Annotated in this window: 20 protein-coding genes; 9 read left to right on the top strand and 11 right to left on the bottom strand. The window is 75.1% G+C overall.

Annotation, left to right across the window (positions count from 1 at the left end; genetic code table 11):
• Positions 1 to 21 precede the first annotated feature (21 nt).
• Entirely contained in the window at positions 22 to 1,068 is a 1,047-nt protein-coding gene (locus RF644_RS14260) for an enoyl-CoA hydratase/isomerase family protein (RefSeq protein WP_368796965.1), read from the top strand.
• A 24-nt stretch (positions 1,069 to 1,092) separates the two neighbouring features.
• Here the strand turns inward: RF644_RS14260 and RF644_RS14255 are convergent, their stop codons facing one another.
• Complete coding sequence (locus tag RF644_RS14255; protein ID WP_368796964.1) at positions 1,093 to 1,671, bottom strand: hypothetical protein; 579 nt, start codon at positions 1,669 to 1,671, stop codon at positions 1,093 to 1,095.
• A 271-nt stretch (positions 1,672 to 1,942) separates the two neighbouring features.
• Between RF644_RS14255 and RF644_RS14250 the strand changes: the two genes are divergently transcribed.
• Both RF644_RS14250 and RF644_RS14245 read left to right on the top strand, forming a co-directional pair.
• Positions 1,943 to 3,298, top strand: coding sequence for a phosphoribosyltransferase family protein (locus tag RF644_RS14250; protein WP_368796963.1), 1,356 nt, complete (start codon positions 1,943 to 1,945; stop codon positions 3,296 to 3,298).
• Complete coding sequence (locus RF644_RS14245) at positions 3,295 to 4,620, top strand: erythromycin esterase family protein (protein WP_368796962.1); 1,326 nt, start codon at positions 3,295 to 3,297, stop codon at positions 4,618 to 4,620. Before RF644_RS14250 ends, RF644_RS14245 begins: the two co-directional genes overlap by 4 nt.
• A 20-nt stretch (positions 4,621 to 4,640) precedes the next feature.
• Here the strand turns inward: RF644_RS14245 and RF644_RS14240 are convergent, their stop codons facing one another.
• Entirely contained in the window at positions 4,641 to 5,159 is a 519-nt protein-coding gene (locus tag RF644_RS14240; RefSeq protein ID WP_126346532.1) for a hypothetical protein, read from the bottom strand.
• A gap of 271 nt (positions 5,160 to 5,430) precedes the next feature.
• On the opposite strand from RF644_RS14240, the gene RF644_RS14235 reads away from it, so the two are divergent.
• The 4 genes from RF644_RS14235 (at position 5,431) to RF644_RS14220 (ending at position 7,462) form a co-directional block, all read left to right on the top strand.
• On the top strand, positions 5,431 to 5,847 hold the full coding sequence (locus RF644_RS14235; RefSeq protein WP_031282283.1) for an Hsp20/alpha crystallin family protein: 417 nt from the start codon (positions 5,431 to 5,433) through the stop codon (positions 5,845 to 5,847).
• Positions 5,848 to 6,010: 163 nt separating this feature from the next.
• Positions 6,011 to 6,442, top strand: coding sequence for a universal stress protein (locus tag RF644_RS14230; protein WP_035925940.1), 432 nt, complete (start codon positions 6,011 to 6,013; stop codon positions 6,440 to 6,442).
• A gap of 76 nt (positions 6,443 to 6,518) precedes the next feature.
• Positions 6,519 to 6,947: a universal stress protein gene (locus tag RF644_RS14225; protein WP_368796961.1), complete on the top strand. Its 429-nt coding sequence runs from the start codon at positions 6,519 to 6,521 to the stop codon at positions 6,945 to 6,947.
• Between the two features lie 86 nt (positions 6,948 to 7,033).
• Positions 7,034 to 7,462, top strand: coding sequence for a universal stress protein (locus RF644_RS14220; protein WP_035925941.1), 429 nt, complete (start codon positions 7,034 to 7,036; stop codon positions 7,460 to 7,462).
• A 9-nt stretch (positions 7,463 to 7,471) separates the two neighbouring features.
• Here RF644_RS14220 and RF644_RS14215 read toward each other — a convergent pair whose 3' ends face one another.
• The 5 genes from RF644_RS14215 to RF644_RS14195 all read right to left on the bottom strand — a co-directional run bounded on the left by RF644_RS14215 (position 7,472) and on the right by RF644_RS14195 (position 14,161).
• Positions 7,472 to 9,361, bottom strand: a complete 1,890-nt coding sequence (locus tag RF644_RS14215; RefSeq protein WP_368796960.1) for a heavy metal translocating P-type ATPase — start codon at positions 9,359 to 9,361, stop codon at positions 7,472 to 7,474.
• Positions 9,358 to 11,787: a phosphoenolpyruvate synthase gene (gene ppsA, locus RF644_RS14210; RefSeq protein WP_368796959.1), complete on the bottom strand. Its 2,430-nt coding sequence runs from the start codon at positions 11,785 to 11,787 to the stop codon at positions 9,358 to 9,360. Before ppsA ends, RF644_RS14215 begins: the two co-directional genes overlap by 4 nt.
• Before the next feature lies 1 nt (position 11,788).
• Positions 11,789 to 12,214 carry a four-helix bundle copper-binding protein gene (locus RF644_RS14205; RefSeq protein WP_368796958.1) on the bottom strand — a complete coding sequence of 142 codons (426 nt, stop codon included), beginning with the start codon at positions 12,212 to 12,214 and terminating at the stop codon, positions 11,789 to 11,791.
• A gap of 37 nt (positions 12,215 to 12,251) precedes the next feature.
• Positions 12,252 to 12,653, bottom strand: coding sequence for a hypothetical protein (locus RF644_RS14200; protein ID WP_017832076.1), 402 nt, complete (start codon positions 12,651 to 12,653; stop codon positions 12,252 to 12,254).
• Positions 12,654 to 12,802: 149 nt separating this feature from the next.
• Positions 12,803 to 14,161, bottom strand: a complete 1,359-nt coding sequence (locus tag RF644_RS14195; protein ID WP_017832075.1) for a uracil-xanthine permease family protein — start codon at positions 14,159 to 14,161, stop codon at positions 12,803 to 12,805.
• Positions 14,162 to 14,343: 182 nt separating this feature from the next.
• Between RF644_RS14195 and RF644_RS14190 the strand changes: the two genes are divergently transcribed.
• Positions 14,344 to 15,405, top strand: coding sequence for an iron-containing redox enzyme family protein (locus RF644_RS14190; protein ID WP_368796957.1), 1,062 nt, complete (start codon positions 14,344 to 14,346; stop codon positions 15,403 to 15,405).
• Entirely contained in the window at positions 15,402 to 15,731 is a 330-nt protein-coding gene (locus tag RF644_RS14185; protein WP_368796956.1) for a CDGSH iron-sulfur domain-containing protein, read from the top strand. Before RF644_RS14190 ends, RF644_RS14185 begins: the two co-directional genes overlap by 4 nt.
• 3 nt (positions 15,732 to 15,734) lie before the next feature.
• Here the strand turns inward: RF644_RS14185 and RF644_RS14180 are convergent, their stop codons facing one another.
• From RF644_RS14180 to RF644_RS14165, 4 genes are read right to left on the bottom strand one after another with little or no spacing between them, the layout of a single operon-like run.
• On the bottom strand, positions 15,735 to 16,631 hold the full coding sequence (locus RF644_RS14180; RefSeq protein ID WP_368796954.1) for an ABC transporter permease: 897 nt from the start codon (positions 16,629 to 16,631) through the stop codon (positions 15,735 to 15,737).
• Positions 16,628 to 17,809: an ABC transporter substrate-binding protein gene (locus RF644_RS14175; protein WP_368796953.1), complete on the bottom strand. Its 1,182-nt coding sequence runs from the start codon at positions 17,807 to 17,809 to the stop codon at positions 16,628 to 16,630. The genes RF644_RS14180 and RF644_RS14175 overlap by 4 nt, the downstream gene beginning before the upstream one ends.
• Positions 17,806 to 18,558 carry an ABC transporter ATP-binding protein gene (locus RF644_RS14170; RefSeq protein WP_229588180.1) on the bottom strand — a complete coding sequence of 251 codons (753 nt, stop codon included), beginning with the start codon at positions 18,556 to 18,558 and terminating at the stop codon, positions 17,806 to 17,808. The genes RF644_RS14175 and RF644_RS14170 overlap by 4 nt, the downstream gene beginning before the upstream one ends.
• The gene (locus RF644_RS14165; protein ID WP_368796952.1) at positions 18,534 to 19,625 is read right to left on the bottom strand and encodes an acyl-CoA dehydrogenase; all 1,092 of its coding nucleotides are present in this window, start codon (positions 19,623 to 19,625) and stop codon (positions 18,534 to 18,536) included. Before RF644_RS14165 ends, RF644_RS14170 begins: the two co-directional genes overlap by 25 nt.
• Positions 19,626 to 19,633: the final 8 nt, after the last annotated feature.

Raw genomic sequence — 19,633 nt, 5'->3', positions numbered from 1 at the left:
GCCCGTGGCAGGGTGGGAGCCATGACCGACACCGCCACGACCGGCACCGCGCAGCACGTCCTGACCGAGGTCCGCAACGGGACCGGGCACATCGTGCTCAACCGGCCCCGTCAGCTCAACGCTCTCACCGCCCAGATGTACCGGGACCTCAAGGCCGCGCTCGACGCGTGGCGGGACGACGACGCCGTGCGCCACGTGCTCGTCACCTCCGCCTCCCCGCGGGCGTGGTGCGCCGGCGGCGACATCCGGGAGGTCCGCGACGCCGTGCTCGCCGGGCGGACGGAGGAGGCCACGGGGGTGTTCGCCGTCGAGTACGCCCTCGACTGCCTGATCGCGGACTACCCCAAGCCCTACGTGGCGCTCATGAACGGGATCTGCATGGGCGGCGGCATGGGCATCTCCGTGCACGGCTCCCACCGCGTGGTGGGCCCCTCCACGGTCATGGCGATGCCCGAGACGAAGATCGGCTTCTTCACCGACATCGGCGCCTCCTGGTTCCTGCCGCGCGTCTCCCGGCCGGACCACCGCGGCGAACCGGGCCTGGCCGTGGGCCGCTGGCTCGCCCTCGGCGGGCAGCGGCTCGGCGGCGCGGACGCCGTCGCCCTCGGGTTGGCCGACGTCCTCGTGGCGGACGAGGACTTCGAGGCCCTCGCCGGGGCCGTGGTGGAGGAGGGCCCGGAGGGCGCCCTCTCCCGCTTCGCGCGCGAGCCCGAGCCGTCCTCCGTGGTGGCGCGGTGGGAGGAGATCGAGGAGCGCTACGGCGCCCCGACCCTCGAGCAGATCGTCGCCGCCGCGCCGGAGGACCTCGCGGGGATGAGCCCCTCCTCGCTGGTGCGCACCTTCGAGCTGCTGGAGCGCGGGGCGGCCGACGACAGCGTGCGCTCCTGCCTCGAGCGGGAGCTGCGCCTCGCCGCGGACACGATCGCCCGCCCCGACTTCGCCGAGGGCGTGCGGGCGGTCCTCGTGGACAAGGACAACCGGCCGGCCTGGGAGCACGCCTCCGTCACGGACGTCGACGTCGCGGCCGTCCGGGCCGTGCTCGACGAGAAGCTGCCGCTGCCCCGCTGACCGGCCGGCACCGGCCCGGCGCGCTCAGCGGCGGGACGGGTGCTTCCCGTTGTCGCTGACCACCGGCCGGGGAGGACCCCACCGGTCACCGGCCGGGGTGGGGCGGTCCACGAACCGGCGGTAGCCGAGGTACAGCACCACGGCCAGCGCCACGGTGACCACGGCGAACGAGGCGACGGTGTCCTGCGAGACCAGGCTGCGGACCACGCTGTGCAGCAGCGTGAACAGACCGCCGAGCAGCACGCCGTGGGCGAGCACCGGCCGGCGCCGCTCCACCGCCAGGCTCGCCCCCAGCAGCACGACGGACGCGACCAGGGCGATCACGCCGACGTCGCGGCTGTACCGCATGTGCTCGACCTCCCACGCCCCCCGTTCGCGCTCGTAGGCCGCCCACCGCTGTTGCTCCTCCGGGGCGAGCTCGCGGGTCTCCCGCGCCATCGCGACCGCCGGGGGCGGCGCGGGCTCCTCCGGGCCGGGGTGGACCGTGGCGACGCCGAGACCCACGAACAGGGCCAGCAGCAGCCCCAGGAAGAACGTGTAGACCGTCCGCATGACCCTGCCGTCCGTGCGGTCCTCGGCGCTGTCCTGCGTGCGGTCCTTCATGCGGCGTGCTCCGTCTCCCCCGCCGGTGCGGGACGTCCGTCCAGGGCGCCCGGATCCGCGGCCGGCCGGCCGCCGGGGCGTGCTCACATTGTGGGGCGGGCCTGCTCCGTTGTCCACGTCCGTCACCTGGCCCGCGGGCCTTCCACCGTGTTCCCCGCCTGCCTACGCTGGAGTCCTCCGCGGCGGCCCACGGGACCCGGGGGCGCGAACGGAGCCGGGCGAGCACCGGAGGGCGGTGGGCCGCGCGCCCGCCGGAGAGGCGGTGGGGACCATGGTGGTCTTCGAGAACAGGGTCGAGGCCGGGCGGCAGCTGGGGAAGCGGCTGAGGTCCCTGCGCGGGCAGGACGTGGTGGTGCTGGGGCTGCCCCGCGGCGGGGTGCCCGTGGCCCACGAGGTGGCCCGCATCCTGGACGCGCCGCTGGACGTGATCGTGGTGCGGAAACTGGGGGTCCCCTCCCAGCCCGAGCTGGCCATGGGCGCCATCGGGGAGGAGGGCGCCCGCGTGCTCGACGAGCGGACCCTCCAGTACTTCGGGGTGACGGACGCGCAGCTCGAGCAGATCGAGGCGCGGGAGCGGGCCGTGCTCGAGGCGCGGACGGCGCGCTTCCGGGAGGGCCGGGAGCGGGTCGATCTCACCGGGCGGACCGCCCTGGTCGTCGACGACGGCATCGCCACCGGCTCCACGGCCCGCGTGGCCTGCCGGATCGCCCGCCAGCTGGGCGCCGCGCGCGTGGTGCTGGCCGTCCCGGTGGCCCCGCAGGAGGCCCTGGGCCGGGTGGTGGAGGCGGACGAGGTGATCTGCCTCGCGACCCCGCCGTACTTCACGGCCGTCGGCTACCACTACCGGGACTTCTCCGCCACCGAGGACGACGAGGTGGTGGCCCTGCTGGACGCCGCCCGGCGCCGCCACCAGCCGGAGCTGCCCGCGCCGCCCCGGGCGGGGCCGGCCGCGCCCGGCTATCCGGTCGACGCCGACGTGCGCATCCCGGCCGGGAGGGAGCAGCTCGAGGCGCAGCTGCACCTGCCGGGGCCCGGCGCCGGGGTGGTGGTCTTCGCCCACGGCAGCGGCAGCAGCCGGCGCAGCCCGCGGAACCAGTACGTGGCCTCCGTCCTGCAGCAGGCGGGGCTCGGCACCCTGCTGCTCGACCTGCTCACCCCCGGGGAGGAGACGGACCGGGGCAACGTCTTCGACATCGGCCTGCTCGCCGAGCGGCTGCTCCTGGCCACGGCGTGGCTGCGCGAGCAGCCCGGTTCCGCGGCGTCCCCGGTCGGGTACTTCGGGGCGAGCACCGGCGCCGGCGCCGCCCTGTGGGCCGCGGCCGAGCCCGGCGCGTCCATCGCGGCCGTGGTCTCCCGCGGCGGCCGGCCGGACCTCGCGGACGAGCGGCTGCGCTCGGTGCAGGCACCCACCCTGCTGATCGTCGGCAGCGAGGACTCCGAGGTGCTCGGCCTCAACCGGTGGGCGCAGGAGTCGATGCGCTGTCCCACCCGGCTGGCCGTGGTGGAGGGCGCCACACACCTCTTCGAGGAGCCCGGCACGCTCGCCGAGGCCGCCGCGCTGGCCCGGGACTGGTTCCTGCGCCACCTCTCCCCGGCCGGGGAGCACGGCGACGGGACGTCCCGGTGAGCCCGCTCGGGCGCGGGCCCTCCCGGGAGGCCGGGGTCCTCGCGGAGATCCGCTCCCTCGCCCAGCCGCTGGAGACGGCGCAGGACCTCGATCCGCTCGTGGAGCGCTGCGCCGGCGCCCGGTTCGTGTGCGTGGGGGAGGCGTCCCACGGCACGCACGAGTACTACCGGTGGCGGGCCCTGCTCAGCCGCCGGCTCATCGAGGAGTACGGCTTCACCTGGATCGGGGTCGAGGGGGACTGGCCGGACTGCTGGCGGATCGACCGGTGGGTGCGCGGCGAGGCGGACCAGGACCTCGACGCCCACGGCGTCCTCGCGGGCTTCGAGCGCTGGCCCACGTGGATGTGGGCGAACGAGGAGGTCGCCGAGTTCCTCGACTGGCTCCGGGAGGAGAACGCCCGCCGGGCCGGCCACGAGCAGGTCGGCTTCTACGGCCTGGACGTCTACTCGCTGTGGGACTCGCTGCGGGAGATCATCGGCTGGCTCGGGACGAGCGCCCCCGAGGCGCTGCCCGCCGCGCTGCAGGCGTGGCAGTGCTTCGTTCCCTTCCACGAGGACCCGCACCGCTACGCGTGGCGGACGCGGATCGTGCCCGAGAGCTGCGAGGCCGACGTCGTCGCCCTCCTCGCCGAGGTGCGCCGGCGCACCATGGACCGGACGGCCGGGGACCCCGCCGCGTTCGACGCCGCCCTCAACGCCATGGTGGCGGTCGACGCCGAGCGCTACTACCGGACCATGGTGCGCGGCGACCAGCAGTCCTGGAACGTGCGGGACGAGCACATGGCGGACACCGCGGACCTGCTCTCCCGCCACCACGGGCCCGGCGCCAAGGGCCTGGTGTGGGAGCACAACTCCCATGTGGGGGACGCCCGGGCCACCGACATGTTCGACGCCGGGCTGGTCAACGTGGGCCAGCTGCTGCGCGAGCGCCACCCCGCGCACGAGGTGGTCCTGGTCGGCCTCGCCTCCTGGACCGGCACGGTCGTCGCGGCGGAGGCATGGGGCGCGGCCGAGGAGGTGCTCGCCGTCCCGCAGGCGCGTGCCGGCAGCCACGAGGACCTCCTGCACCGGGCGCTGGAGGAGGACGCGGTGCTCGTCTTCGGCCGCGACCGCTCCGGGCCCTGGCTCTCCGGGAGGTTCGGCCACCGGGCCGTCGGGGTGGTGTACCACCCGTGGCGCGAGGCCGGCAACTACGTCCCCACCCGCATGGGGGAGCGCTATGACGCGCTGCTGTGGTTCGGGACGACCGCCGCCCTGCGGCCCCTGCACCACGAGGCCCCGCCCGAGGAGCCCGAGCTGGAGACCGAGCCGACGGGCTTCTAGAGGCGTCCCGGCGGAGCGGCTCAGACGCCGCTCTGCTCCCGGTGCGCCTCCTCGGGCGCGCCCGCCGGGGGGCGGTCCTGGAAGAAGCGCCGGTGGCCGAGGACCAGCACCACGGCCAGGCCCACGCTCACGGCGACGAACGTCATGGTGGTCTCGCTGGAGGCGAAGCTGCGGCCGATGGCGTAGATCAGGGTGAACAGCCCGCCCAGCATCACCCCGTTGGTCAGCACCCTGTTGCGCTTCTCCAGAACGAGGCTGAGACCGAGCAGCACCACGGAGGCGCCGAGGGCCACGACCGCCACGTCGCGGCTGTAGCTCTGCTGCTCCTCCTGCCACTGCCGCCACTGCCGGTCGTTCTCCTCCATCTCCGCGCGCTGCTCCTCGGTCGGAGCGCCCCCCTCGGGCACGAACTCCATCCCCGCGGTCGGCTCCGGCATCTCCGGCCCCGGGTAGAACGTCTGGATCCCCAGGCCCACGAACAGGGCCAGCAGGGCCCCCAGGAAGAACGTGTAGACGATCTTCATCACGTTGTTGTCCACGGCGGACACCCCGATCTCTCCCGGTCCCCGGGGTGGCCGCCGGACGGCGACAGGACCCGTGGGGATGCCCCGATTATCGCCCTGTCGCACCTGCGAATCCAGCGTCCCCGGGGCCGGCGGAGCGGGCCCCCGTCATCATGCGTCCCGGACCCCGCGGCCCTTACGCGCCCGGTCGGCGGTGTCTACGCTTGAAGGGTCGAGGCGGACCGCACCGGTCCCGCCGGACGTCCCGGACGGCCGCGGCACCGGTGCCACGGGAAGGAGTCAGGTCATGGCCGGATTGATGCGCAGGGAGGGGCTGGAGATGCTCGAGCCCCTCCGACGCCTCCTGGAGGGGGACGTCGAGGCCTCCTGGCCCCGTGTGGAGGAGTACCGGGACGGCGACACCGTGGTGATCCGGGCGGAGCTGCCCGGCATCGACCCCGAGCAGGACGTGGAGCTCACGGTGGCCGACGACGTGCTCCACCTGCGGGCCGAGCGCAGGGAGCGGACCGAGCACAAGGACAAGGGCGGCTACCGCTCGGAGTTCCGCTACGGCTCGTTCTCCCGCGCCCTGCCGCTGCCCGCCGGGTGCCGGGACGAGGACATCAGCGCCGCGTACCGCGACGGCGTGCTGGAGGTGCGCGTGCCCGTCGCCGGGCACGTCGAGCCGCCCGCGACCCGGAAGATCCAGGTCACCCGCGGCTGAGGACGCCGCGCTCCGCCCGTGCGACGGCAGGCGGGACGGGGCGGTTCCGCCCGCCGGCCGTCATGCGGGCCCCGGGACCGGGGATCCGTTGTGACGGACCTCACCGGGTCCTATCGTGGAGACAGGCGGACCGGCCGGCCCGCCGGGAACAAGGGGGAACACCATGGGCGAGCCGTCGTCCGGAGGCCGGATCGTCGTGGGAGTCGACGGGTCCGGGTCGTCCAAGGCCGCGCTCCGGGAGGGAGTGCGGCTCGCCGAGGCCCTGGGCGCACCGCTCGAGGCCGTCATGTGCTGGGAGGACCCGCTGCTCTACGAGAGCTACCGTGTGGTGGACCCCGAGGAGTTCCGCCGTGGCAGCGAGCAGCTGTTCGAGAGCACCCTCGAGGAGGTGTTCGGGGAGCAGCGCCCGGCGAACCTGACCACCCGGCTCCTGCGCGGCCAGCCCGCCGCCCGGCTCATCGAGGAGAGCGAGGAGGCCCGGATGCTCGTGGTGGGCCGGCGGGGAACGGGCGGGGTGCTGGGGATGATCCTCGGCTCCGTCTCCTCGGCCCTCGTCTCCCACGCCAAGTGCCCCGTCCTCGTGGTGCGGCACTGAGCGGTCCGCCAGGTTCCTGGCGGACGGAGCGCGCCCCGGGCACGGACCGCGGGCGCCGGAACGAAGGAGCTCGGCCATGGACGCACCGTCCCAGCAGCGGATCCTCGTCGGCATCGACGGATCGGACTCCTCGAAGGAGGCCCTCCGGGCGGGGGACAGGATCGCCCGGGCCCTGGGCGTCCCGCTGACCGCCCTCATGTTCTGGGAGGGGCCGCCCCTCTACGAGGGCTGGGAGACCGTCGACCCGGAGCGGCCGCCGGCCGGCAGCGTGGAGCTGCTCCGCTCGACGGTCGCCGACGTGTTCGGCGCGGACCCCCCGGAGCACGTGCGCGCCGAGCTGCTCCACGGACGGGCCGCGGCCCGCCTGGTCGAGGAGAGCGAGAACGCCCTGATGCTGGTGCTCGGGCGCCGCGGCCACGGAGGCCTGCGGGGCTCGGCCCTGGGCTCCGTCTCCAACGCGTGCATCGACCACGCCCACTGCCCGGTGCTGGTCGTCCGGCACTGACCGGCCGGCGCCGGACCACCCGGCGCGGGCCACGCGGCACCGACAGGCCGGCTCCCGGCAGCCGGCCCGGACAAGGAGGTTCGGTCATGAACGCACCGACGGACCAGCGGATCCTCGTGGGGATCGACGGCTCGGAGTCCTCGATGGAGGCCCTGCGGCTCGCCGCGAGGCTCGCGGAGGCCCTCGACGCCCCGCTCGAGGCGATCGCGTGCGCGGGGGACCCCACCGTGCTGGACGCCGAGCTCCTCGTCGACGAGGAGGCGCTGCGCGCCAACCACGAGCGGATCCTCGCGCGCACGGTCGCGGCCGTCTTCGGGGAGGACGTCCCCGGCCGCCTGACCACCACGGTGACGCACGGCCGCCCGGCGGGCCGGCTCATCGCGGAGAGCGAGACCGCGCAGCTGCTCGTGCTCGGCCGGCGCGGCCGCGGCGGGCTGCTCGGCTCCTCCCTGGGCTCGGTCTCCCACGCGTGCGTCTCCTACGCCCACTGCCCGGTGCTCGTCGTCCGGCACTGAGCCGGCCCGTCACCGTTCGCCGCGGGGCCCGCGGAGGGCGCGCAGGGCGTTGAGGATGGCCAGGAGGTCCACGACCTCCTGGCTGAGGGCGCCGAAGATCGCGGGGATCGCCCCGGTGGCGGCCACGAGCATGAGCACCACGGACAGGGCGATGCCCAGCCAGATGCTCTGCAGGGCCACCTGCATGGTGCGCCGGCCGATCCGCACCGCCGTCGCGGTCCTGGCGAGGTCCTCGGTGAGGATCACGACGTCGGCGGACTCGCTGGCGGCGGTCGCGCCCCGGGCGCCCATCGCGACGCCGACGTCGGCGGCGGCGAGCACGGGGGCGTCGTTGACGCCGTCGCCGACCATGAGCACCGGACGGTGCGGGGCGCCGCGGACGGTGCGGACTTTGTCCTCGGGCAGGCACTCGGGCAGCACTCGGGTGATGCCCAGCGCCGCGGCGACGTGCTCCACGGTGGCGCGGGCGTCACCGCTGAGCACGAGGATCTCCCGGACCCCGAGCGCGGTCAGCTCGGCCATCGTGGCCGCCGCGTCCTCGCGCACCTGGTCGCTCATCACCAGGGTGCCGGCGAAGCGGCCGTCCACGGCCACGTAGACGGCCAGCTCGCCCGGACCGAGCGCCTGCTCGACCACGTCCGGGGCGGAGCGGGCCACGTGGGCGCGCTTGCCGACCACCACCCGGCGTCCCTCCACGGTGGCGGTGACCCCGTGGGTGGCCTCCTCGTGGGCCTCCTCGGCCGGGGCCGGCACCAGCCCCCGGGCGAGCGCGGCGTCCCGCACCGAGGCGGAGAGCACGTGGGAGGAGTACTGCTCGGCGGACGCCGTCAGGCGCAGCAGCTCCTCCTCCGGGAACGGGGGGCGGGCGTGGACGGCCAGCAGCTCGGGGCGGCCGTAGGTGATCGTCCCGGTCTTGTCGAAGGCCACGGTCCGCACCGCGGCGAGCCGCTCGAGGGTCCCGGCGTTCTTGATGATGACGCCGTTGCGCGCCGCCCGGCTCATCCCGCCCAGGAACGCCACGGGGGCGGCGATCAGCAGCGGGCAGGGGGTGGCCACCACGAGCACCTCGGCGAAGACCACCGGGTCCCCGTGGTACCACCACGCCAGCCCGGCCACGAGGAGGGCGAACGCGGTGAAGGGCACGGCGTAGCGGTCGGCCAGGCGCACCACCGGCGCGCGGGACTCCGCGGCCTCCCGCACCATCGCCACGATCTGGGAGTACTGGCTGTCCGCCGCGGTGGCGGTGGCCCGCAGCACCACGGCCTGCTGCTCGTTGAGGACGCCCGAGAGCACCGACTCCCCGGCGCGGCGGGTCACGGGCAGGCTCTCCCCGGTGATGGAGGACTCGTCGAACTCGGCCTCCGCGCCGACCAGGCACCCGTCCACGGGGACGACCTCGGCGGGGCGGACCAGCAGCTCGTCCCCGGGGCGGACCTCCTCGACCGGGACGTCCTCGACGGACCCGTCCGGGTGCCGCCGGTGGGCCAGCACCGGGGCCCGCTCGAGCAGCGCGTTGAGCTCCTTGCGGGCCCGGTTCGCCGCGTAGTCCTCGAGAGCCTGGCCCCCGGTGAGCATGAGGACCACCACGAGGGACGCCAGGTACTCGCCGACCGCCACGGTCGAGCTGATCGCCGTGACGGCCAGCAGGTCCACGCCCCAGTGCCCGGCGACGACGTCCGCGACCATGCCCCACGCCACCCGGGCGGCCACGACCAGGGCCCACCCGGAGCCCAGCCACTGCGCCGGCCCCGGCTGCCCGGCGACCAGCAGTCCCACGACCACGGCGCCCACGGCCAGGGTCACGGCCACGAGCGGATAGCGCCGCGGGAACTCGAGCAGCCGCCCCGCGCGCCCGGGCTCGACGTCCAGGTCGGGGCGTGCGCCCACCGAGAGGCTCATGCGTCCATTGTGCTCCCGGGCCCGGGCCCGGGCCCGGCCGCGAGGCGCCGCTCGGTCTCGGCGATCCCCCGCGCGGTGCGCAGGAAGCTGTCCGGGTTCAGGGAGATCGAGTCGATCCCCTCCCGCACCAGGAACTCGGCGAAGTCGGGGTGGTTGCTGGGCCCCTGGCCGCAGATGCCGATGGGGATGCCCGCGGCGTGGGCCTTGCGGATCGCCTCGCTGATCATCCGGGTCACGGCCTCGTCCCGCTCGTCGAACAGCGCCCGCAGGGCCTCCGCGTCCCGGTCCACCCCCAGGACGAGCTGCGTGAGGTCGTTGGAGCCGATGGAGAAGCCGTCGAACCGCGTGGCGAACTGCTCGGCCAGGACCACGTTGGAGGGGATCTCGCACATCATGTACACCTTCAGGCCGTGCCGCCCGCGCTCGAGGCCGTGCTCGGCCATCGTGGCCAGGACCCGGTCCGCCTCGCCCACGGTGCGGCAGAAGGGGACCATGACCACCACGTTGTCGAAGCCGATGCGCTCGCGCACCCGCCGCAGCGCCCGGCACTCGAGGGCGAAGCCCTCCCGGTACCGGGGGTCGTAGTAGCGGGAGGCCCCCCGGAAGCCGAGCATCGGGTTCTCCTCGGGCTCCTCGAAGGCCGCCCCGCCCACGAGGTGGGCGTACTCGTTGGACTTGAAGTCGCTGAGCCGCACGATCACCGGCCGGGGGTGGTACGGGGCGGCGAGCTTGGCGAGGCCCAGCGCCAGCGTCTGCACGAAGTACTCCTGGCCGTCCGGGAAGCCCGCCGTCAGCTCCGCGATCCGCCGGCGGTCCGCCTCGTCCCGGACCCGCTCCGGGTGCACGAGGGCCATGGGGTGGACCTCGACGATGTTGTTGACGACGAACTCCATCCGGGCCAGACCCACCCCGTCGGCCGGCAGCCGCCACCAGCGGAAGGCCGCGGCGGGGCTCGCCACGTTGACCATGATCGCGGTGCGCGACTCCGGCAGCTCCCCGAGGTCGACCTCCTCGACGTCGAACGGGAGGGTGCCCTCGTAGACCGTGCCCCGGTCGCCCGCCGCGCAGGAGACCGTCAGCTCCTGGCCCTCCGGGATCGTCCGCGAGGCGTCCCCGGTCCCGACGACGGCGGGCAGGCCCAGCTCCCGGCTGACGATCGCCGCGTGGCTGGTGGTCCCGCCGTGGTCGGTGACGATCGCGGCGGCGCGCTTCATCACCGGGACCCAGTCCGGGTCCGTCATCTCGGTGACGAGCACCGACCCGTCCCGGAAGGACTCGATGTCCGCCGCGGTGCGGACCACGCAGGCCGGGCCGGTGGCCACGGCGTCCCCGACCGCGGCGCCCACCGCGAGCACGCGCCCCTCGCCCCGGAGGTGGTGGATCGTGAAGCGGGTCCCGCTGCGACCGGCCTGGACGGTCTCCGGCCGGGCCTGCAGCAGGAACAGCTCGCCCGTCAGCCCGTCCTTCGCCCACTCCAGGTCCATGGGGCGGCCGTAGTGGTCCTCGACGAGCACGGCCCAGCGGCCGAGCCGCAGGACGTCGTCGTCGCCGAGCACCCACGCCTGCCGCTCCGCGGGGGAGGTCTGCACGAGCCGGGTGGCGGCGGCCCCGGCAGGGGCGTCGTCGTCGTGGACGAGCTTGTGCAGCTTGGCCCCCCGGGTCCGCTCCACGATCGGGGCCTCCGCCACGTCGAGGAGGGGCTTGAACACGAGGTACTTGTCCGGGTCCACGGTGCCCTGCACGACCGTCTCGCCCAGGCCCCAGGTCGCGCTGATCACGGCCACGCGCGGGAAGCCGCTCTCGGTGTCGATCGAGAACATCACCCCGGAGCAGCCGAGGTCCGCCCGGACCATCTCCTGCACGCCGACGGACAGGGCGACCGCGAGGTGGTCGAACCCCTTGAGCTCCCGGTAGGTGATGGCCCGGTCCGTGAACAGGGACGCGTAGCACCGCCGGCACGCCTCCAGCAGCTCGTCCTCGCCGACCACGTTGAGGAACGTCTCCTGCTGGCCCGCGAAGCTCGCGTCCGGGAGGTCCTCCGCGGTCGCGCTGCTGCGCACGGCCACGGACAGTCCGGCGCGGCCCGTGCGCGCGGAGAGCTCCCGGTAGAACTGCCGGATCTGCCGTGCCGTCTGCGCGGGGAACTCGCCGCGCAGGAACAGCTCGCGCACGGCGGCGCCGGTCTCCCGCAGCGTCGCCCGGCCCGCGCGGTGGTCCTCGAGCCGGTCCCGGAGGGCGGGCCCGATCCCGTTGGCCTCCACGTAGGACCGGTACGCGTCCGCGGTGGTCGCGAAGCCCCCCGGCACGCGCACCCCCCGGGAGGCCAGCTCCCGGACCATCTCCCCGAGGGAGGCGTTCTTGCCGCCCACCCGGGGGACGTCCGCGATCCCGAGCTCCTCGAACCAGTGGACCTCGGGGGCGGCCACGTCAGCTCCGCCGGCTCAGCAGGTCCGCGCAGGCCTCGTCGCACCGCTCGCACGCCTCGGCCACGAGGGCGCAGTGCTCGTAGACCTCGGCGTGCCGCCGGCACGCGTCCCGGCACGCCCGGGCCGCGGCCCCGCACGCCTCGAGCAGCGGCACCAGCACGGCCCGGCCGTCCCCGGGCTCCGGGAAGCCGAGGCGGGCCAGCACCTGGGCGGTGGCCGAGCCGATCACCGCGCAGTCCTGCTCGGCGCGCAGGCAGTCGCGGAGGTCCGCGACGGCGTCCTCCTCCACGCAGGCGTCGGCGCCGATCCGGCAGATCTGGGCGGCCTCGAGGCACGCCTCGATGCACCGGACCTCTGCCGCCCGCTCCTCGTGCGCGAGCTCGGGGGCGGCGGGGTGCGCCATCAGGACGCGGCTGATCGTGCTCACGGGGTGTCCTCCCTCTGGTGGGACGGTACGGGCCGGTTCAGCCCGCGAGACGGGACCGCGGGGCGGCTCCGCTCCGTGCCCCCCGGCGCGCGGGCTCGGGGGCCCCGGGGCGGCGGCGGGCGTTCGCCCACCCGGCGAGCCGGGTCACGGTGCCGTGGCCGGGGAGCTCGGCGGGGAGGACGAAGTCGACGGCGGGCGTGCCGCGCACCGCGTCCTCGTGCTCCGCGGCCCAGCGCAACAGGTCCACGGCGACCGGTTCGACGTGGTGGGCGGTGGTGAGGTCCACGACCACGGCGATGTCCGGGGCCAGGGTGCGGGCGCGGCGGACGAGGGGGCACAGGGCCCGGTGGTTGAGCTCGGTGACGCACCCGCTGACGACGAGCCGGATGTGCCGGCCGTCGAGGTCGACCTGGACGAGAACGGACGGTTTGTGGTGCATGGTCTCTCCCCTGCAGCTCGTGGTGCGCGGCCGGCTGCTCGGCCCTCCCGCACTCCACGCTAGGGGAAAGGAGACCTGGGTCACCAAGAAAAGCGGCCCCTCACCGGCACATTTCGTCTACCGACGAGTAGAGGGGTGTCCGGCGCAGCTCAGCCCAGGGGGGAGGGCAGCCGCGTGGTGTCGGGGGCGAGCGGGTCGCTGCCCACCGTCCCCCGCACGCGGGCCAGGAACGACATGAGGTGGTAGACCACGAGCGTGGCCGCCGTGCCGAGGGCGATGCCCGCGAACTGCAGCCCGGAGGCCTCCCACGTGTAGTCGGCGATCCCGATGATCATGGCCACCGCGGCGGTGGTGAGGTTGACCGGGTTCGAGAAGTCCACGCGGTTCTGCACCCAGATCCGCACGCCGAGCATGCCGATCATCCCGTACAGCACCGTGGCGGCCCCGCCCAGGACCCCTGCGGGGACCGTGGCCACCGCGGCGCCGAAGACCGGGAAGACGCTCAGCAGGATCGCCACCACGGCGGCGACCCAGTAGGCCGCCGTCGAGTAGACGCGCGTGGCCGCCATGACGCCGATGTTCTCGGCGTAGGTCGTGGTGCCCGAGCCGCCGCCCGAGCCGGCGATCATGGTGGCGAGCCCGTCGGACATGATCGCCCGCCCCATGTACGGGTCGAGGTCGTCGCCGGTCATGAGCGCCACGGACTTCACGTGCCCGATGTTCTCGGCGACCAGCACGAGGATGACGGGGACGAACAGGCCCATCAGGGGCAGGTGGAACTCGGGGGTCTGGAACGGGGGCAGCCCGAAGAGGCCCTGCTGCTGCCAGGCGGTGTCGATCCGGCTGAAGTCCACCTCGTCGCGCAGCACCGCGGTGACGTATCCGATGGCCACGCCCAGCAGGATCGACAGGCGCCCGGGCAGGCCGCGGAAGAGCACCGAGACGAGGATGATGGAGGACAGCGTCACCAGCGCGGTGACGGGGGCTTCCATGAAGTTGTCCTTCGCGGACGGCGCCAGGTTGAACCCGATGAGCGCCACGATGGTGCCCGTGACCAGCGGCGGCATGAGCTTCTGGAGCCAGGCGGTGCCCGCGAACTGCACCACCAGGCCGATGAGGAACAGCGCCGCGCCGGCCATGAGGACGCCGCCCAGCGCGCCGCCGGGACCGTACTGGTTCATCGAGGCGGTGATGGGGGCGATGAAGGCGAAGGACGAGCCGAGGTAGGAGGGGACCCGGCCGGCGGTGACCACCAGGAACAGGATCGTGCCCACGCCGGAGAAGAACAGCGTGGTGGAGGGCGGGAAGCCCGTGATCAGCGGCACCAGGAACGTGGCGCCGAACATGGCGACCACGTGCTGCGCGCCGATGGTGACCGTCCGGGGCCAGGTGAGCCGCTCCCGCGGCCTGACGACCTCACCGGCGGTGACGGTGCGGCCGTCGCCGTGGAGGCGCCAGCCCAGGCCGAGGCGGGTGGCGATGGTGCGTCCGGGCACGGGGGAACTCATGCGGGTCTCCTCGACGGCGGGGTGGGAGCCCGGATCCGGGCCTCCACCACTGTACTCGGTGCCCCGCCGGGCGGAGAGGGGGGCCGGACCCGGCGCTGTCGGACGCCGTCCATATGATCAGCACGGTGATGGAAACTATGATGGTGGGCGATCACCCCCAGCACCCGGACAGGAGTCGACACATGCGTCAGCCACAGCCACGAGGGCCGCTCGGCGAGGACCTCCTCGCGGTGCTCCGGGAGGAGCCCGGCACCCCCGGGGCCGAGGCCCGGGCCGGGGGGCTGTCGGCGGCCGCCCGCGCCGCCGTGTCCCGCGCGGACGGCGTGCTCGCCGACGACGACGTCCAGCTCAGCCTGTTCGTCCTGCACGCCCTGCACTACCAGGGCGTCGACGGGGTCGACGACCGCTGGGAGAGCGACCCCGAGCTGCTGCGCGCGCGGGAGGTCCTCTCCGGCGCGCTCGAGGCCGAGCTGCGCGCGGAGCTGCCCGCCGACACCGTGCCCGGCACGCCGCAGGCGGTCGCCGACGCCCTGTTCGCCATCGCCGCCGACGACGACGGGCCGAGCCTCGCGCGCCACCTCTCCGGCCGGGCGGACGCCGAGCAGGCCCGGGAGTTCCTGCAGCTGAAGTCCGTCTACCAGCTCATGGAGGGCGACCCGCACACCTGGGGCATCCCCCGGCTGAGCGGCCGGGCGAAGGCCGGCCTGATCGAGATCCAGGTCGACGAGTACGGCGGCGGCGACGCCGCGCGCATGCACTCGGCGCTGTTCGCGGCCGGGATGCGCGAGGCCGGCCTCGACGACTCCTACGGCAGCGCCGTGGACCGGGTGCCCGCCGAGTGGCTCGCCGGGGTCAACACCGTCACGATGTTCGGTCTGCACCGCCGGCTGCGCGGCGCGGTGGTGGGGCACCTGGCGATGTACGAGATGACGTCGTCGGTGCCCTCCAAGTTCCTGGCGCGCGGCTTCCACCGCCTGGGACTGCCCGCCGCGGCGGCGTTCTACGACGAGCACGTCGAGGCCGACGCCGCCCACGAGCAGATCGCGGCCCGGGACATGGCCGGCGGCCTCGTGGTCGACGAGCCCGCCGTCGCGGCGGACGTCTTCTTCGGCGCGCGCTGCGTCCTGCACCTGGACGCGCTCGCCGCCCGCCACGCGCTCGCGCGGTGGGAGGCGGGGGAGTCCGCGCTGCGCCCGGCCGCGGCGGAGCCGTCCCGGCGCGGCGCCGCGGAACTCGTCCGGTGAGCGCCGCGGAGCGCCCCGAGGACGCCCGGGCGGTCCCGGGCCCGGTCCCGGCCGCCGAGCCCGTGCCCGAGCCTGCGCCGGTGACCGGGCCTGCGCCGGTGCCCGACCCCGGGCCGGCCGCTGCTGCCGGGTCCGGCGCGGCGGCGACGATCACCGTGTGCCCCGACGGCCCGCTGCTGGTGCGCGGGGGCTACGAACTCCTGGACGGCGACGACCGGCCCATCGACCCCGGGCGCGCCACCGTGGCGCTGTGCCGCTGCGGGGCGTCGTCCATCAAGCCGTTCTGCGACGGCTCGCACAAGCGGGCCCGGTTCCGGGCCCGCTGAGGCTCAGCGGCGCGGTCCCGGCTCGCGCAGCAGCCACTGGGCGAGCTGGTCCAGCGCCATGCCCAGCAGGCCGATGACGAGGATCACCACGAGCATCTCGTCGTAGGCCAGCCGGTCCCGGGCGTTGAGGATCTCGTAGCCCAGGCCGCTGCTGACCCCGAGCATCTCGGCCGGCACGATGACCACCCACGAGATCCCCAGGGCCAGCCGCACCCCGGTCATGACGAACGGCCGGATGCTGGGCAGCACCACGGTGCGCAGCCGCTCGACCGGGGTGGCCCCGAGCGTCTCGGCGACCCGCAGGTGCAGCGGGTCCAGGGCCTTGACGCCGGCGGCCGTGTTCATGGTGATCGGCCAGACCGCGGCGGCGGCCACGAGGAAGACGACGGGGGCGTTGCCCACCCCCAGCAGCGCCACGGCCACGGGCGCCCAGGACAGCGGGGAGACCATGCGCAGGAACTGCACCACCGGGGCGCTGGTCCACCGGAAGCGGCGGTAGGAGCCGATGAGCAGGCCCAGCGGCACGCCCAGGCCCGTGGCCACGGCCAGCCCGCACAGCAGGCGCCACAGGCTGGTCAGGCCGTCCTGGACCACCACCCCACGCTCGGCCAGCGAGGCCACCGCACCGGGCATGCGCTCGGGCTGGAAGGAGGCGATCATGGTGTTCGCCCCGGCCGCGGCGTGCGTGAACGCCCACCACACGGCGATCGTGACCAGCACCCCGAAGGCCCCCCAGGCCGGGCCGGTCCAGCGGGACCCGGTGCGCCGGGTCGTCCGCGCCGGGGCGGGGCCCGCCGGGCCGGTCCCGGGCGGAGAGCTGCGGGCGGCGTCGTCGAGGTCGGTGGGGGACCCCGGGGTGTCCTGCGGGGTGTCGTGCGGGGCGGGGTGCGGCGCGCTCATGCGCTGATCTCCTCGGTCCGGGTGGTGCCGGTCATGCCGAAGGCGGCGAGGCCGCCGGCCTTCTCGATGCTGCGGGTCACGAGCGTGTCGTCGACGAGCTCGCGGTGCACGAGCGCCGGGTCCAGTCCGTCGAGGAACCCCGCCGGGGCGTCGACGACGGTGTCCTGCATGGCGCGGACCAGCTCCTCGGTGAAGCTCGCGTACGGGTAGGGGCGGAAGTCCAGGCGCTCGCCGTGCCAGTCCGGGTGGTGCAGGGCGTCCCCGTGCGCGGCGGCGGAGTAGGTCAGGGCCTGCTCGATCACGGGCCGGGGCTGGGGGAGGTAGCCGGCGGCCAGCAGCGCCGCGGTCTCGGGGCGGTTCTGCCGGGCCCACGCCTGGGCCCGGACGAGGGCGTCCATGAACCCGGCGGCGTGCGCGGGACGGTTGCGGAGGAGCTCGCCGCGCATCATGGTCACGCAGCACGCGTGGTCCCGCCACACGTCGCCGAGGAACCGGTGGATGTGCCCCACCTGCCGCGCCTCGGCGGCGGCGTTGAACGGGTCGGCCACCACGTACCCGCCGATCACGCCGTTGTTCAGCGCCGGGAGCATGTCCGAGGGCGCCATGGGCAGCAGGGCCACCGTGCGCCGCGCCCGGGACGGGCTCTCGCGCATCACCGGGGTCAGGCCCGCGGCCCGCAGCAGCTTCTGGACCACCACGTTGTGCACGGACCACCACGCCGGGATCGCCACGGACTCCCCGGCCAGGTCGGCGATCTCCGCCACGTCCGGGCGGACCGTGAGGGCGGAGCCGTTGGTGTGGTTCCACGCGGTGATGCGCACGTCGGCCCGCAGCCCGTAGCGCATGTACAGGGCCATGGGCATCAGCAGGTGGATCGCGTCCACCTTGCCCGCCACGAACGCCTCGGACAGCGACGACCAGCTGCGGAAGAGCACGGGGTCGGCCACGGGGACGGCGGCGTCCTCGTAGTACCCGTTGGCGTGGGCGACCAGCAGGGGGGAGGCGTCCGTGATCGGGAGGTACCCGATCCGCACCGGGCGCTCCGGGTCGGCCGCGCCGCGCGCCTCCTGCTGGCTGTCCGCGTAGAGGGAGCCCGCGCCCCAGCCGAGCCCGGTGAGGGCCGCGGCCCCCGTCCCGGCCCGCAGCAGGACCCGCCGGCTCGGCCCGCCGGCGCTCATATGACCCAGTTCCCGGAGCCGTCGTCGGCCCCGCGGTAGTGGGCGAGGATCTGCTCGGCCGTCGTGCCGTCCTGCGCCGGGACCCACTGCCGGCGGAAGCCGCGCGGACCGGCGAAGAAGCCGATCCGGTCGCCGAGGGTGATGGCCTCGTCGACGTCGTGGGTCACGAGGAAGACCGTCAGGTCCAGCTCGGTGGCGAGCCCGCGCAGCCACAGCTGGAGGTCCTTGCGGGTCGCCGGGTCCAGGGCGCTGAACGGCTCGTCGAGCAGCAGCACGTCGGGGCGCACCGCGAGCGCGCGGCCCACCGACACCCGCTGGGCCTGCCCGCCGGAGAGCTCCTGGACGGGGGTGTGCGCGAGCGGGACCAGACCGAGGATCTCGAGCAGGTCGTCCACGCGGGCGTCCTCGAAGCGGTCCCGGTTGCGCCGGTACCGCCCGCCGAGGGCGATGTTCTGGCGCACCGACAGCCAGGGGAACAGCCCGGGGTCCTGGAAGACGACGGCGAAGCGCTCGTCGGCGCAGCCGAACTCGATGCTGCCCCCGTCCAGGGGCTCGAGCCCCGCGATCGCCCGCAGCAGCGTGGACTTCCCGGACCCGCTGGGGCCCAGCACCGCGAACGTCTCACCGCTGCGCAGGGTCAGGTCCACCCCGTCGAGGGCGGGCGCGGAGGCCCCCGGGTAGCTCTTGCGCAGCCCGCGGACGGTGAGCGCCGGCGCGGCGCGGCTCAGGCCAGGTTCTGCAGCACCCACCGCAGGTGACCTTCCGTGGGGGACTGCACGGGCAGGAACGCGGCCTCGCGGGCCCGGCGGGCGGTGGGGGAGGACATGGCGTAGCCGCGCCCGCCCACGACCTTCCCCTCGATCCGGGTCGCCCGGCCCGTGAGCAGCGCGGCGTCCAGCCGGAGGGAGAACAGCTCCCGGGGGGCGGTCTCCCGGGGTGCCTCCGCCAGGCGCAGGAGGTCGGCGCGCAGGCGGCGGTACTCGGCGGCCGCCTCCTCGAGCTCCTCCCGGAACACCTCGGCGACGCCCTGCAGGGCCTCGTGCGCGGCGGTCAGCGCGGCGGCCGAGAGGCCGAGGCAGAAGGCGGTCTGCAGCAGCAGGAACGGGCCGCGGACGGCGGCGAGGAAGGACGGGACGTCCTCGCTCAGCAGGTCCTCGGCGGGGTCGACGGCCACGCCCTCGAGGACGAGAACGCCCGAGGCCGTCGCGTTGAGCGCCATCAGGTTCTCGAGCAGGCGCACCGTCACCCCCGGTGCCGAGACCCGGGTCCGGACCACCACGCGGGTGCCGTCCTCCCGGACGGCGGGCAGGACCACGACGCCCTCGGGGTACAGGTTGGAGGCCCACGGCACGGTGCCGTCGAGGACAGGTCCCGCCGCGCCGGCGGTCAGCGTCACGGGGATCTCGCCGATGCCGGCGGCGTCCTTGAAAGCCGGCGCCATCGCCGAGCAGCCGGGCACGGCCCCGGAGCGCACGTCCGCGGGGATCTCCGTCCCGGTGGCGGCGAGGTACTCGACGGTCGCCCGGTGGGCCCACAGGGAGAACGCCGTGGCGGTGCACTCGGTGGCGAGGTCGAACACGACGGCCGCCTGCGGGGCCAGCGACCCGGTCAGGCCGAGGTCCAGCAGCCCCCGGGCGCCCAGCTCGCGCAGGGTCCCCAGCGGGGAGGCGGCGGCCGTGTCGACGTCGCGGGCCCGCGCCGCGGCGGTGCGGCGGACGAACTCGTGCTCGGGGTAGTCGACGAGCGGCGCGAGCAGGGGCCGGCCCTCGGGGTCCGGCCCGCCGGCCGTGGACGGGGATCGCGTGGACTGGGTCATGGTCTTCC

Origin of the sequence: Kocuria sp. CPCC 205258 (genome assembly GCF_040981005.1) — a bacterium.
Taxonomy (GTDB): Bacteria; Actinomycetota; Actinomycetes; order Actinomycetales; family Micrococcaceae; genus Kocuria; species Kocuria rosea.
The sequence above is the reverse complement of the archived record's forward strand: the minus strand, read 5'-3'. Positions and strand labels throughout refer to the sequence as shown.